This is a genomic window from Streptomyces sp. NBC_00080, from assembly GCF_045041255.1.
Taxonomy (GTDB): Bacteria; Actinomycetota; Actinomycetes; order Streptomycetales; family Streptomycetaceae; genus Streptomyces; species Streptomyces coriariae.
In genome coordinates, this window is sequence record NZ_CP108235.1 from 9,613,965 (window position 1) to 9,628,179 (window position 14,215).

Consider the following 14,215-nt stretch of genomic DNA (forward strand, 5'->3'; position numbering starts at 1 on the left):
GCGGGTCTCTCATCCGGCGGCATACGCGTACACCCGCCTTTGTCGGCCGCCGATGGGGACCAGGGTGGCCGCGGCGGTGGCGAATGGGGAGAAGAGGACAAGGAGCGTGATCGGGTTTCTCACCAACCAGGCGTCGACGTGGAGTTGTTCCTCCATCCGCAGCGTGGACGCGATCAGCTCCTCGCTGAGGAATCCCAAATCGGAATTGGCAGTGCCCGCTTCACGAGCACCGGCGCCCACGTCCGCCGAGCCAGCACCAGGGCGCGTAGCGCCGTCCATGGACGACATCGCTTTCGGCGATGCTCAGACTGCTCAGACCCCCATAGGGCGGTTCGGGCTGTGGGGGTGGGGTGTTGTTGGGTTGGGGGTGGTTGGTGGTGGGGTGTGGTGGGGAACCGTCTGGCCGGTATATTTTTGGGTTGTTGGTGTGGGCTTCCGGGTTTTCCGGTGTGGTGGGGGGGTTGGTGGTGGGGGTGGTGGGTGCTGAGGTGGTGGTGGTGGGTGGGGGGCCGGTGGGGTTGTTGGTGGCGTGTGAGTTGGCGGGGTTCGGGGTGGATGTGGTGGTGGTGGAGGTGCGGGGTGGGGTGAGTGGGCGGCCGAAGGCGACGACGTTGCATGCGCGGACGGTGCAGGTGTTGGCGCGGCGTGGGTATCTCGGTGTGGTGGAGGGTGCGGGTCCGGGTGTGCGTGCGGGGTCGGGTCCGGGTGTGCGTGCGGGGTCGGGTCCGGGTGTGCGTGCGGGGTCGGGGCCGGGTGTGGGGTCGGGTCCGGGGTCGGGTGTGGGTGTAGGTCCGGTTGGGGTTGGGGGTCCGGCTGGGGGTCCGGGTGTGGGTGTGGGTTCGGGGTCGGGTCCGGGTGGGGGTTCGGGGTCGGGTCCGGGTGGGGGTTCGGGGTCGGGTCCGGGTGGGGGTTCGGGGTCGGGGTTGGGTGGGGGTTCGGGGTCGGGGTTGGGTGGGGGTTCGGGTGGGGGTGTGGGTGTGGGGGGAGTGTTTTTCATTTTGGGGGGTTGGGGGGGTTGGTGATTGGGGTGCCGGTGGGGGAGCCGGGGGCGGTGGTGAAGTGTGTGCAGGGGGAGTTGGAGGGGTTGTTGGAGGAGCGGGCGAGGGGTTTGGGGGTGCGGGTGTGGCGGGGGTTTCGGGTGTGTGGGGTGTCGCAGGGGGCTGGTGGGGTGCGGGTGGAGGCGGTGGGGCCGTGTGGGGAGGTGGTTTTCGAGGGGGGGTTTGTGGTGGGGGCGGATGGTGCGCGCAGTGTGGTGCGTGGGTTGGGGGGTTTTGGTTCGCGGGTGTATCCGGCGTCGGTGTCGGCGATGGCGGGGGATGTGTGGTTGGAGCGGGGGGATGTGCTGGGGGAGGGGTGGCATCGTACGGAGCGGGGCTGGATTTTGGTGCGGGATGTGGGTGGGGGTGTGATGCGGGTGCGGACGTTGAATTGTTCGGGTGTGGTGGCGGACCGGCATGCGCCGTTGGGTGTGGAGGAGTTGCGGCGGGAGGTGTCGTTCATCGTGGGGCGTGATGTGGCGGTGGGCGGGGGGCGGTGGCTGAGCCGGTTCAGTGATTTCTCGCGGTTGGTGTCGTCGTATCGGCGGGGGCGGATCGTGTTGGCGGGGGATGCGGCGCATGTGCATTTCCCGATCGGGGGGCAGGGGTTGAGTACGGGGCTGCTGGATGCGCTGGGGCTGGGGTGGAAGCTGGCGTTGGAGGTGCGTGGCAGGGCGGGTGTGGGTCTGCTGGACACTTATGGTGCGGAGCGGCGGCCTGCTGCGCAGCGGGTGATCGATCACACGCGGGCTCAGTTGGTGTTGATGCGGCCGGATCCGGGGCTTGATCCGTTGCGTGCGCTGTTCGGTGAGTTGTTGGCGGGTGGGGGGTCGGAGGGTTCGGTGCTGGCGGCGATGGTCAGTGGTCAGGACACGGTGCTGCCGGCGCGTGGGGCGGGTGCGTCGCCGTGGGAGGGGCGTTTCGTGCCCAATGTGGTGCTGTGTACGGGGGAGGGGCGGGTGGAGTTGACGCGGCTGCTGGGTGCGGGGCGGCCGTTGCTGCTGCTGTTCGGTGAGGGGGCCGGGCGTTTCGCGCGGCAGGCGCGGCCGTGGGCGGGGCTGGTGCGGGTGGTGCGGGCGGCTGCGGTGGCGGAGGTGGACTGTGAGGCGCTGCTGGTGCGTCCGGACGGGTATGCGGGGTGGGCGGCGGGGGGCGGTGAGCTGGAGGACGCTCTGCGGGCGTACTTCGGTCCCGGCGCCCGGGCGCCCTGGCCGCAGTCCGGGGACGCGGCGCCCGCGCAGTCCGGGGATCTGGTGTCCGCGCAGTCCGGGGATCTGGTGTCCGGTGCGGTGTCCGGTGATGCGGCGTCAGTGGATGCGGCGTCGGTGGATGCGGCAGCCGGGGACACGGTGGCCGGTGTGCGGCCCGGCGGGGTGATCTCGGGGGACGTGTCCTCGGGGGGCGTGGTGTCCGGCGGGCGGGCCGGGGGTACGGCGTCGGGCGTGGGGGCGGGAGGCGTGGTGGTCGGGCCGCAGGCCGGGGACGTGGCGTCCGGGGCGGGGGCCGGAGGTGTGGCCTCGGGGGACGTGGCGTCCGGTGCACAGTCCGGGGACACGGCGTCCGGGGATGCCGCGGGGCACTGAGCGCAGCCCGGAGACCCGGCATCCGGGGGCAAGGTGTCCGGGGGCGCGGCGGCTGGCGCGCGGTCAGGAGCATGGTGTCCGGGGGCACGTGGCTGGCGTGCAGCCCGGGGGTATGGCGGCCGGCGTGCGGTCCGGGGGCATGGTGTCCGGGGACACGGCGGCTGGTGTGCGGCCCGGAGGTGGGGCATCCCGGGGCATGGCGTCCGGGGGCGCGGCGGCTGGCGGGCGGGCCAGCGTGGTGTCCGGGGGTATGGCGGCCGGTGGGCGGTCCGGGGGCGTGGCAGTCGGCGTGGGGGCCGGGGATGTGTGTGTGGGGGGGCAGTGTGCAGAGACGGCGTCGGGGAACGCGGTGGTGGCCGGCGCGCAGTCGGGAGGTGTGGTGTCCGGGGGTATGGGTGTCCGGCGGGCGGTCCGGGAACGCGAGGGTGGCCGGCGTGGTGTTGGGTGGGTGGGTTTGTGGTGGGGCGGGGTGTGGGTGGGGTCAGCTGACGGGGGTGGGGTGGGGGTGGGTGCGGAGGTTTTCGAGTTCGGTGTGGACGAGGGCTCCGCGGGCTTCGGTGATGTCGACGGCGGCGAGTACGGAGGGTACGACGACGCTGGGCAGGACGTGGCGGAGCAGGGCGGTGACGCGGTGGGGGAGGTCTTGGTAGGCGGACATGGCCTGGGACATGGCCTGGACGCCGGCGAATGCTCCTACCAGGACGTCGGCGGTCTCGGCGGGGATGATGTGGGGCATCAGTTCGCCCTGGGCCTGGGCTTGTTGGAGCAGGGCGATGCCGACGTCGCTCCAGCGCAGGAAGGGGCCGCTGCGGTCCAGTCCCTGGGCCTGCTGGTCGAGTGCGAGGCGGACGCCGGCTCTGACCAGGGGGTCGGTGCGCAGGCGGTAGGCGTGCAGGACGACGGTGTCGACGAGTTGCTGGACCTTGCAGGCGCGCAGCGGGATGGGCAGGTCGTGGTCCTGTTCGTGGATCACGCCTTCGGCGAGGTCTTCCTTGGAGGGGAAGTGGAAGTACAGGGCGCCTTTGGTGACGCCGGCGGTGAGGAGGATCTCGCTGATCGTGGCGGCCTGGTAGCCGCGTTCCTCGAAGACCTTGGCCGCTGCCGTGAGGATCGTCTGCCGGGTGCGGATCGCCCGGTCCTGCTTCACCAATGCCCGGCCTCCTTGTCGTCGGTGAGCCCGGAGACCCAGTAAAAAAACCGTCCAGTTCGTACATTACAGGGGGTGTGTTTCGCACAGCACCCCTGGATGTACTGGATTCAATGGAACCGTGCGCAGGGCGCGGCGGGAGCGGGGAGGGACGGGCGTGCACGACGACGGGGCACAGGCGCGGCGGGCTGCGGGGGCGGTCCGGGCTGCGGGGGCAAGGTGGCGGGGGTGATTCTGGTGACGGGTGCCACCGGGACGGTGGGCGGGGAAGTGGTGCGCCGGCTTCCGGCGGGTGTGCGGGTGCGGATCATGGCGAGGGATCCGGGGAGGGTCACGGGTGCGCCGGCGGGGGCGCAGACGGTGGCGGGTGACCATGAGGATCCCGGTTCGCTGGCCCGGGCGCTGGCGGGGGTGGGGACCGCGTTCCTGGTGACGACCCGGGTCGGGGGCGGTGACGATGCGGCGTTCGTGGCCGCGGCGCGGCGGGCCGGGGTGCGGCGGGTGGTGAAACTGTCCGCGGCGGCGGTCCTGGATCCGGGGGCGGGCGATGTGATCACCTGCTGGCAGCGGGCGGCGGAGGAGGAGGTGCGCGGCTGCGGCCTGGAGTGGACGTTGCTGCGTCCGCGCGCGTTCATGTCGAACTCCCTGGCCTGGGCGGCCTCCGTGCGCGGCGAGCGCACCGTGCGCGCGCTTTACGGGACCTCGCCCCATGCCTGTGTGGATCCCCGTGACGTGGCGGAGGTGGCGGTGCGGGTCCTGACCGAGGAGGGGCACGCCGGGCGCGCCTACACCCTGACCGGGCCGCAGGCGGTCACCGCGGTCGGGCAGAGCGAGGTGCTCGGGCGGCTGCTGGGGGTTCCTTTGCGGTTTGTGGAACTGAGTCCGGATCAGGCCCGTGCCGCCTGGGCGCGACGTTATCCGCAGCCGGTCGCCGAGGCGCTGCTGGAGAGTGCCGGGCGTCAGCGGGCGGGTGCCAAGGCCCGGGTGGAGGACACCGTCCGTGAGGTGACGGGCCGCCGGGCGCGTTCCTTCGCGCAGTGGGCCGCGGACCATCTCGAGGCCTTCGCCCCGCCCGCCCCGCCCGCGGGGCCTGCCGCGGCTGCGGCACCCGCCCCGCCCGGTGGGCCTGCCGCGCCCGCTGGACCTGCGGTGCCGGGGGAGGGTGGTCCCGTGCGGTCTCAGGGGCGGTGACGGCCGCCGCCGGCGGGGTGTGGCACGGTGCCGGCGGCGGCCGGGGCGGGCGGGGCGCGGCATGGCGCCGGCGTGTCCGGCACGCCGTGCGCGGCCGGGGCCGGCGGGGGTGTTTCAGGGGGGGCGCCATCCGTGATCTTGCGTGGGTATCTCCGGCTTCAGCCGGGGAGGGAAACGCATGGTCGGCCCGGAGGCGCGAAGCGCCGGAGTTCACTGCGGTGTCAGTGGCCACCGCTAGGTTGATCACACATTGAGTGAAGGGGGGTGGGCTGGATGATCCGTGCGTACAAGTTCCTCATGCGGCCCACCACGGGCCAGCAAGGTGCGCTCGCGGCGATGCTGGCCGATCACTGCCCGCTCTGCAACGGCGCGTTGCAGGAACGCCGCGACGCCTGGCGGCACACGTCGAAGACCAGCGTCAAGTACGGCGGCCAGTCGGCGCAGCTCAAGGACATCCGGGCCTTCGACCCGGAGCGTCAGGGCCGCTGGTCGTTCTCCTCGCAGCAGGCCACGCTGCGCCGTCTGGACAAGGCGTTCGCCGCGTTCTTCCGCCGGGCCAAGGCCGGTGAGGTGCCCGGCTGTCCGCGTTTTCGGGGGGTGAACTGGTTCGACACGGTGGACTTCCCCAGGGACGGGGACGGCTGCCGCTGGGACTCCACCCCGCACCACCCGGTCGCCCGTGTCCGCTTCCAGGGCGTCGGGCACGTCAGGGTCAACCGGCACCGGCCGGTGGCCGGCCGGGTCAAGACGGTGTCCGTCAAGCGGGAGGGCCGGCGGTGGTTCGTCGTGCTCACCGTCGAACAGGGCCGGCCCGAGCCGCTGCCCGAGACGGGCAGCGTGGTCGGCATCGATCTGGGCATCGCCAGCTTCCTCGCCGACTCGGACGGCACCTTCGTACCCGACCCGCGCCACGACCGCAAGGCCGCCGCGAGGCTGAAAGCTGCGCAGCAGGGCCTCGCCCGGTTTCCGCGCCGCAGGGCCAGGGACCGCACCGCCAACCACCAGCGGGCCGTGGACAAGGTTGCCCGGCTCCACGGCAAGGTACGGCGCCAGCGTCTCGACCACGCCCACAAGACCGCCCTGGGCCTGGTCCGCGCACACGACGTCATCGCGCACGAAGACCTCAAGATCCGCGACATGAGCCGGGCCCCCGCATCGAAGCCGGACCCCGAGATGCCGGGCGGCTTCCTGCCCGACGGGGCAGCGGCGAAGGCCGGGCTGAACCAGTCGATCAACGATGCCGGTCGGGGGGTGTTCCTGACGATCCTGCACGCCAAGGCTGAAAGCGCCGGACGGGAAGTGATCGCCGTTAACCCCCGCAACACCTCCCGCACCTGCCCCCAATGCGGGCACATCGCAGCGGAGAACCGGCCCACCCGGGAAGAGTTCCACTGCGTCGCCTGCGGCCACACCGCACACGCCGACACCGTGGCAGCCACCAACGTTCTACGGGCCGGGCTGGCCCGTCACCACGCCAACCCGGCATAGCGAGAAGCCCCCTCATTCACGAGGGGGAGGAGTCACGGTCACGGTGGAGCGGAACACGGTTGTTCCGTCCTGGTGGGCGCTGACCTGGACGCTCTCCTCGCGGTCGGGGCGCGGGGGTGCGGTGCGGTGCGCCTCGATGGTGCAGGGTGTGTCGAGTTCGACGTAGCGCAGGAACTCGCTGGTGAGGGCGAGCGGCAGGCAGGCGCGTCCCAGGGTGGCGGCGGTGGCCTGGCGGGCGGCTTCGAGGAGGACCATGCCGGGCACGTGGTCGACGGGGTGGTCGAAGAGCACGGGGTGGCGGGTGTCGGCCCGCAGCTGCCAGTGGCCGGGCGGGCCGGCGGGGGAGGGGGACAGGACGACGTCCGCCGGTGATGTCCGGCCGACGCGGTGCGGGGGCAGTGCGGCGTTCAGGGCGGGGGTGCGGTGGCGGCCGTCCGCCGTCCGGCCGGCGCGCAGCCGCGCGTAGACGGCCGGGGCGACGCAGGTGAACGAGCCGCCGCCGGTCGCGGCGAGGCGGCCCTCGCGGTAGATGTCCACTTCGATGCGGCAGCCGTTCAGGGCGCCGCCGCGGCGCCGTCTGATCTGCGAGCAGCGCACGTCGATGTCGAGCGAGGCCGGGGCCAGGCCGACCTGGACGTGCGCGGGCCGCACCTGTACGTCCAGGTCCTCCACCAGCAGGTGATGGCCCAGCGGCACGCCGAACTCGGCGTGTGCCAGCAGGATCCCGGTCTGCCGGATCGTCTCGGCGGCGATCAGCGGATCGTGGCAGCCGTCCACGGCGACGAAGAAGCTGTGCCCGCGGGGCCACTGGGCGGCGACGGTGAAGCGGGACTCCTCCACCCGCGCCCAGTCGGTGAGCAGGACCTCGGCGACACTGGCGCGGTGGACGAACTCCTTGGGCACGGTGGTGGTCAGGGACGGCGGCGCAAGCCCCTCACCGGCCCCGGCCGGCACGGCCACGCCGACCTGTGTGTGTGCTGCGCCGGATATGGCGCGGTGTATGCGGAACACGCTCGCAGACATAGCTCCCCCTGAGCCGCCTCGGCCGTGAAATGTCCCAGGGGGCATCCCCCTCGGAAACCCGAAGATACATACCAGCCGGTTTACTTTCCACCGGGAAGGCGCAGCTCCGCTCGCACGATAAATGGAGTGGCGTGTTCCCGGATTTTCAAGTGATCATCTGCCTGGCCGCGAGAGTCTGTCAGCTGCGGGTCTTGCAAGCTGTGTTCCCCTGCCCGCGCGGCCCGGCCGCCGACGGCCGGGCGGGCTGCTGTGTCCGGCAACTCGAGCGACTCCTAAGCCGTTCTCGAGTCTCGCACCCGGGCCGGCCCGGGGGGGAAGGAAAAGGGAGGGGACGTTGGACACCGGCCCGCGTCCCGAACTCTCCCGCCCGTGGCGGGGAGTTCAGGATTCCGTATTCCGGGTGAGGTATTTCGCCCCGGGTGGTCACAAAGGGGGCCGTGATTCGTCAGGGAGGTGAGGACAGCTCAAGGACACACCGATGAGCGGATCACGCTCCGCCCCGAGGAGGAAACCGTGGGATCACGGATGCCCAACCCTGTCACCCTCGTCCCCGAACTGGCCGAGGTGGCAGGCGCGTTGCGCCGGGCCGGTGCGAACGGCTCGGTGCCGCAGGCCACGATCGGCCTGGTCCGCCTGCGTACCGGCCAGCTCATCGGCAACACCTGTACGGCGCTGCGCGACGCGGCCGCGCTGCGCGAGGCGGGGGAGTCGCCCGAGCGGATCGCGGCCGTGGCCACCTGGTGGGACGCCCCTTATTACACCGACGCCGAGCGGGCCGCGCTGGAACTGGCGGAGGCCGTGCTCCAGCCGAGCACCTGGGGCGAGCGCGTCTCGGACGAGCTGTACACGGAAGTCGCCCGGCACTACGACGACAAGGCGATCGCCACCCTGGTCCTCGTCATCGGACAGGCCGGTTTTTGGGGGGCGTTCGCCCTCGTCGGCAAACCGGTACCTGGCGTGGAACCGGACGAACAGTGGACCTGAGACCCGCCTGCCCGCCCCTCCCCCGGCCCGGCCCGGCCCCGGACGGTGCCCCGCCCTGGACGGCGCCCCTGGACGGCGCCCTGAACCCCGGGCGGCGCCCTGGCTCTGGACGGCAGTCTGCGCCCTGGACGGCGTCCTGCGCCCGGGCAGGGGGCAGGGGTGCCACCCGGCCCGCGCCGGGGCCGGTGCGGCGCGCTGCGCGCACCGGCGGCGTGGGGGCGTCCCGGGGCCGGGCACTTTGTCCGCAGGGCCCGCGGCGCGTACTTCGCCGCTCCGGGTGCCGGGGGAGGGCGAGAGCTCCCGTCCCCGGCACCCGGGCGCAGCCCGCTCGTTCCGGGCTCCGTTCGGCACGCGCCGTCCCGGGGCGGCACGCGGTGCTCAACTGGGCTTGTTGCGACGTGCGTTGCGGGCGGGCAGGCGATCCCTCCCGGGCGCGGGGCACCCCGGAGAGGTCCCGCTTCCGGCAGCCTGGTGCAGCCCGCCCGCCGGGCTCTGGTGGGCGGACGCCGTCCCGGCCGGCGCCCGCTGCCCCTGGCCGGCATGCAGCGCGCAACCGCGCCTGTGCCGTGCGCTCCGGGCAGGCAGGCGGCCCCCCCCGGCGGTCGCGGCCCCCCGGCGGTCGCGGCGCTCCGGGGGGTGCGGGGTGCCCGTGTGCGCGGCGCGTCCGGTGGCGGGCGGCCGTCACCGGCGGCGGATGCCCGGCCGCGGCCGGGAGCCGGGAGCCGGGGGGCCGAGGGCCGGGCGGGAGGGTCCCGGCGCTGGCGGTGACGGCCGCCGGGCCGGGACTCGTCGGCCGGGCCGGGGCCCGGTGGCGGGTGCGGTGGTGGTGCGGGTGCCGGGGGAGAGGGGTGCGGGTGCCGGGCCGGCCGGGGTGGCGGGGCTGGGTCAGGCGGGGTCGGGGGAGCCGAACCAGCGGTGCAGGGCCGCGGTGAGGGTGTCCGGGTCGTCGCCGGCCCAGGCGATGTAGCCGTCGGGGCGCACCAGCAGTGCCGCGGTCCCGCCGAAGGTCTCGGGGGCGGCCGGGGTGCCGGTGACGGAGGCGACCCGGTCCTTCCAGCCGGCCGCGGCCGCCCGCAGGGCGGGTGTGTCGCCCAGGTCGAGCAGGACACCGAGTGCGGGGTGCAGCAGTTCGGGGGTGCGTACGGGGCCGTCCGCGGTGTCCAGGGTGCGCGGCGCGAGCCGGCGGCCGGCGAGGGGGTGGGCGTCCTCGCCGAGGTCGTAGCGGATGTCGATGTGGCTGACCGCGCCCGCCAGATGCCGCTGGACCTCTTCCAGGGCGAGGAGTTCGGCATACAGGTCGCGCAGGGCCTGGGACTCCTCGCCGCCGAAGATGGCCATTCCCTGGGCGCGGGTGTTGGCCAGCAGCCGGGCGCCCACCGCGTGGCGTTCGCCGTGGTAGGTGTCCAGCAGGTCGCCGGGCGCGGTGCCGCGGACGGTGGCGGCGAGTTTCCAGCCCAGGTTGACCGCGTCCTGCACGCCGGTGCTCATGCCCTGGCCGCCCACCGGCAGGTGGATGTGTGCGGCGTCCCCGGCGAGCAGGACCCGTCCCTGCCGGTAGCGGGCGGCCTGGCGGGTGGCGTCGGTGAAGGAGCTGACCCACAGGGCTTCGCCGCCCGAGATGTCCTCGCCGGTCACCCGCTGCCACGCGGCGGCGACCTCGGGGAACCCGGGGGCCCCGCCGTGGGCGTCCAGCTGCGCGCCGTACTCGGACAGGATGATGCGGGCCACCCCCTCGGCCATCGGGAAGACCTGCACCAGGCCGCCCGGCAGCCGCTCGCCGAACGGGCGCGGGCGCACCCCGGAGCCGGCCACGTCGGCCAGGTGCATCAGCTGGCTGCCCGTGGTGCCGGGGAAGTCGATCCCGGCGGCCCCGCGCACCGCGCTGCGGGCGCCGTCGGCGCCCACCAGGAACGCCCCGCGCAGCCGGTGCTGTTCGCCGGAGGGGGTGGCCACGGTGACGGTGACACCGTCCGCGTCCTGTTCCAGGGCGAGGAACTCCAGGCCACGGCGGATGTCGGCGCCCAGCTCGCGGGCCCACTCCTCCAGCACCGCCTCGGTCTGGGACTGCGGGATGCCGCGGGCCCCGAAGTCGGCGTCCTCAAGGACGGTGTAGTCGAAGGGGATCCCGCCGAAGTGCCCCATCGGGCTGGTCTCCAGGCCGCCGAAGCGCGGCACGAGACCGCGCTGGTCGAACGACTCCAGCGCCCGGGTGGTGAAGCCCAGGGCCCGTGACTGGCCGGTGGGCTGCTCCAGGGCCTCGGCGACGATGACGCCCGCCCCGCCCAGGCGCAGTTCCCCGGCCAGCATCAGACCGGTGGGACCGCCTCCGACGACGATGACGTCCGCGTCGAGCTTCCTGTCCATGTGAGTCCTCTCCTCGTGCGCAGCGGCACGGCGTTGTCACGTCAGTTGGTCGGATGTCGTCTTCGGATGGCCGGCAGCGGGGGTTGTCTCCCCCCGGGAGACGGGGCGGGCCGCGGTGTGGCGGACACGGGCGCCCGGGACCGGGCCGGGGAAGAAGGCCTGCGGCGGCCGCGGTCCCGCCACACCCTGCCCCATGATCCGCCCCGGGGCTCGAAAAGGGCTCCAGTCCCCCTGGAGACGGGCGCGGCGGGCACGGCCCCGTATATCGCGCCTGGGGCGGGGCCGTGCCCTGGCGCGTGCGAGCCGGATCCGACCTGCCGGCGCGCACGGCAGGCCTGCGCAGCGGATCCCGGGCGGGATGGAAAACGCATGTTTCCAGCCGCACCGTTTTGGACTTCCGGTGGCGCCTTGTTTTCGCTGCTGAGTGCACCGCACAAGCGGAACTAGAGCCTCACCCTGCGGTTTCTCCTGGCGGGGGCAAGGTGGGGCGAACGCCCGTTTGATATGCGGCTGGCTGGATAGCGTCGCCACAGGGGGGCGGCAGTCATATCGCATTGACAAACCGACTGTGCTGTTTTCTTATCTGGGGGTTCGAGTGGCATGCAGAGCACCGGGTCTTCGGGTGGCGGGTTGTGAGCCGGCCGCGGACGGCGGTGCGGGCCTGGACTCATGGGGGAGACCGTGGACATCGAAGTACTGGGTGCATTGTCGGTGCAGGAGAACGGGGTGTCGGTCGTGCCGACGGCGCCCAAACCGAGACAGGTCCTGGCGCTACTGGCTCTGAACGCCGATCAGGTGGTCCCGGTGTCGGCCCTGGTCGAGGAGTTGTGGGGTGTGCTTCCGCCGCGCAGCGCGCGCACGACGCTGCAAACGTATGTCTTGCAGCTGCGCGAGCTGATCGGGGCGGCGCTGGCCCGCGGCGGGGACGAACGGTGTTCCGCCAAGGACGTTCTGGTGACGGTGCCCGGCGGGTACCGGCTGGTGACCCGGTCGGGCCGGGTGGACTTCCGGGAGTTCGAACGGCGCGCGGGTGCAGGGTACCGGGCGATGGACGGTGAGGACTACCGGGCCGGGGCGCGGTTGCTGGCGGAGGCGCTGTCGCTGTTCCGCGGGTCCGCGCTGGCGGACGTGCAGGCCGGCGCGCGCACCGAGATGGAGGGGCGGCGGCTGGAGGAGGCGCGGCTGTGCGCGCTGGACCAGCGGATCGAGGCGGATCTGCGGCTGGGCCGCCATCGTGAACTGCTGCCGGAACTGACGGTGATGGTCAATCAGTACCGGATGCACGAGAGCGTGCACGGCCAGTTCATGCTGGCGCTGCACCGCTCGGGCCGGCGCAGCGAGGCGCTGGACGTCTATCAGCGGCTGCGGGCGACGCTGGTGTCCGAACTGGGCCTGGAGCCGTCGGCGGCACTCAGCCGTCTGCAACGTTCGATCCTCATGGCACGGGCCGAGAACCCCGCGCCGGCGGGGGCGGCGGAGACCCCGGAGCGCTGGCTGGTCACCCGCTCCCACTGACCCGCGCCACGGCCGGCCCGGGCCCCGCCCGGCCCGGCCGGGCACCGGGACCCACCCGCGGCCGCACGCCCGGCACCGCACACCCGCCGCACACGGCACCGCCTCCCGTACACCGCGTGGCGCGGCTGCCGGGCGCCGGCCCGGACCGTGCGGGCGGCAGTCCGGCACCCGGCGCGTGGCGCCGCTGCCGGGAACACCCCGCACGAGCCCGGCGCGCGCGGGAACGCGGCCGCCCGCCGCGGCGGCACCGGCACGCCCCCGGCCACGCGTCACGCACGCCCCGGCCATGTGCCACACGCCGTGCACACGCCACGCACGTGCCATGCGCCACGCGTTACGGCGATGAAGCCCCGCCACACCCCGCCCGGCGCGGCTGGGGGGCTGGCCCAACCGGCCGACGGGCAGCCGGAGTCGAGGCTTCCTGGAGGAACGGTCCACGCGGGGCCCGCCGTCCGCCGTCCGCTCCTGTATTCGCCCGGCGCGCCGACTACCCTGCCGGGAATCTCGTCGGACGTTGCGGTGCGAGGACGGCATGGAGTTTGGGATTCTGGGTTCCGTGCAGGTCTGCGACGACCGCACCGGCCAGAGGGTCGTGCCCGTGGGCGCCAAGCAACGCGCCCTGCTCGGCGCGCTGGTGGCCAAGGCCGGCCAGGTCGTGCCCTGTGACCGCCTCGTCGACGAGCTGTGGGGCGAGCACCCGCCGGCGAACGCGGCCAACGCCCTGCACGCCCATGTGGCCCGGCTGCGCCGGCTGCTGCCGGCCCCCGCGCCCGGCCCGGACACGCGGGGCCAGGAGGGGCTGGTGACCCGCCCCACCGGATACGTCCTGCGGCTGGGCGGCACCGACACCGACGCGCGCCGCTTCACCCGCCTGGCCGCCGAAGGCCGTGTGCTGCTCGCCGCCGACCCCGCCCGCTCGGCCCGCCTGCTGCGCGAGGCCCTCGTCCTGTGGCGGGGCCCGGCCCTGCAGGGCAGCGGCCGCGGCGCCATCTGCTCGGCGGAAGCCGCCCTGCTGGAGGAGAGCAGACTCGTCGCCCTGGAAGCCCTGTACGACGCGTGCCTGCGCACGGGGCGCGGACGCGAGATCACCGGCGAGCTGGAGGAACTGACGATCGCCCACCCGCTGCGCGAGCGGTTCTACGAGCTGCTGATGAGTGCGCTGCAAGGGTGCGGCCGACAGGCGGAGGCACTGCTCACCTACGAACGGGCGCGCCGCACGCTCGTCCACGACCTGGGCATCCAGCCGGGACCCGCACTGCACCACCGGATGCAGGCCATCCTGCACCATCCCGGCCCCGACACCGCCGGCAGCACCGGCGCCGACCTGCCGGTGCGGCCGGAGCCGGCGACCGGCCCCGCCGACGGCGTGCCGGGCCGCGCCCCGGACGACGACAGCGACATGACGCTGCTGCGGGAGGAGGTCGCCTGGCTGCGCCGGCGCGTCGAGCGGCTCGCCCGGGAGCAGCAGGACCTGCTCGGCCGCCTCGAACGCCTCACGCAGCGCGAGACGTCCGGCCTGCCCTGACCCTTCACCACGGCACCGGCCCGGCCGGCCGGACGCGCGGCGCTGCGGGCAGGCCTCCCCCCGCGCCCGTCCCGCGCCCCTACCCCGCGCCGCCGCCTCCGGGCCCGTCCTGCCTCCGCGCCCCTCCCGGATCCGGGCCCGTCCCACGCCGCGCCTCCCTGCACCCCGCCTGTCCGCCCGCCGGACGCCCTCCCCTCGCCCTGGCGGGAGCCGTCCGGCTCCAGCCGTCCCCCAGGCGTTCGCGAGGGGTTCTCGAGCCGTGTCGCCGTTCCGTCAGGGCGGTGACGGGGGAGTCCTGCATGATGCGCCCGGGAGTGCCACACCCGGGTATGCCGCTTTCCGGGAATCCTGTGACCTG

Annotated in this window: 11 protein-coding genes; 7 read left to right on the forward strand and 4 right to left on the reverse strand. The window is 73.9% G+C overall.

The features are described from left to right. Nucleotides 1-9 precede the first annotated feature (9 nt). Nucleotides 10-279 (reverse strand): hypothetical protein, encoded by a 270-nt coding sequence (locus OHU34_RS42945; RefSeq protein ID WP_405772082.1) that lies wholly within the window; start codon nt 277-279, stop codon nt 10-12. 215 nt (nt 280-494) lie between these two features. On the opposite strand from OHU34_RS42945, the gene OHU34_RS42950 reads away from it, so the two are divergent. Continuing rightward, on the forward strand, nt 495-1,022 hold the full coding sequence (locus OHU34_RS42950; protein ID WP_405772551.1) for an FAD-dependent monooxygenase: 528 nt from the start codon (nt 495-497) through the stop codon (nt 1,020-1,022). A 41-nt stretch (nt 1,023-1,063) separates the two neighbouring features. Beyond that, on the forward strand, nt 1,064-2,620 hold the full coding sequence (locus OHU34_RS42955; protein ID WP_405772084.1) for an FAD-dependent monooxygenase: 1,557 nt from the start codon (nt 1,064-1,066) through the stop codon (nt 2,618-2,620). A gap of 481 nt (nt 2,621-3,101) precedes the next feature. On the opposite strand, the gene OHU34_RS42960 is transcribed toward OHU34_RS42955, so the two are convergent. Then, the gene (locus OHU34_RS42960) at nt 3,102-3,770 is read right to left on the reverse strand and encodes a ScbR family autoregulator-binding transcription factor (RefSeq protein WP_037736916.1); all 669 of its coding nucleotides are present in this window, start codon (nt 3,768-3,770) and stop codon (nt 3,102-3,104) included. 225 nt (nt 3,771-3,995) lie between these two features. Between OHU34_RS42960 and OHU34_RS42965 the strand changes: the two genes are divergently transcribed. Both OHU34_RS42965 and OHU34_RS42970 read left to right on the forward strand, forming a co-directional pair. After that, nucleotides 3,996-4,958: an NAD(P)H-binding protein gene (locus OHU34_RS42965; RefSeq protein WP_405764044.1), complete on the forward strand. Its 963-nt coding sequence runs from the start codon at nt 3,996-3,998 to the stop codon at nt 4,956-4,958. A 273-nt stretch (nt 4,959-5,231) separates the two neighbouring features. Further along, a complete protein-coding gene (locus OHU34_RS42970; protein WP_405764042.1) occupies nt 5,232-6,446 on the forward strand; it encodes an RNA-guided endonuclease InsQ/TnpB family protein in 1,215 nt (404 codons plus the stop codon). A 12-nt stretch (nt 6,447-6,458) separates the two neighbouring features. Here OHU34_RS42970 and OHU34_RS42975 read toward each other — a convergent pair whose 3' ends face one another. Continuing rightward, nucleotides 6,459-7,457, reverse strand: a complete 999-nt coding sequence (locus OHU34_RS42975; RefSeq protein ID WP_142270728.1) for a ScbA/BarX family gamma-butyrolactone biosynthesis protein — start codon at nt 7,455-7,457, stop codon at nt 6,459-6,461. A gap of 525 nt (nt 7,458-7,982) precedes the next feature. On the opposite strand from OHU34_RS42975, the gene OHU34_RS42980 reads away from it, so the two are divergent. Beyond that, nucleotides 7,983-8,453, forward strand: coding sequence for a carboxymuconolactone decarboxylase family protein (locus tag OHU34_RS42980; protein ID WP_327488668.1), 471 nt, complete (start codon nt 7,983-7,985; stop codon nt 8,451-8,453). An 885-nt stretch (nt 8,454-9,338) separates the two neighbouring features. On the opposite strand, the gene OHU34_RS42985 is transcribed toward OHU34_RS42980, so the two are convergent. Then, nucleotides 9,339-10,817 (reverse strand): FAD-dependent monooxygenase, encoded by a 1,479-nt coding sequence (locus tag OHU34_RS42985; RefSeq protein ID WP_142270727.1) that lies wholly within the window; start codon nt 10,815-10,817, stop codon nt 9,339-9,341. 681 nt (nt 10,818-11,498) lie between these two features. Between OHU34_RS42985 and OHU34_RS42990 the strand changes: the two genes are divergently transcribed. Continuing rightward, entirely contained in the window at nt 11,499-12,332 is an 834-nt protein-coding gene (locus OHU34_RS42990) for an AfsR/SARP family transcriptional regulator (RefSeq protein WP_142270749.1), read from the forward strand. Between the two features lie 532 nt (nt 12,333-12,864). Then, nucleotides 12,865-13,857 carry a BTAD domain-containing putative transcriptional regulator gene (locus OHU34_RS42995; RefSeq protein WP_142270726.1) on the forward strand — a complete coding sequence of 331 codons (993 nt, stop codon included), beginning with the start codon at nt 12,865-12,867 and terminating at the stop codon, nt 13,855-13,857. The last annotated feature ends 358 nt before the right edge of the window (nt 13,858-14,215 follow it).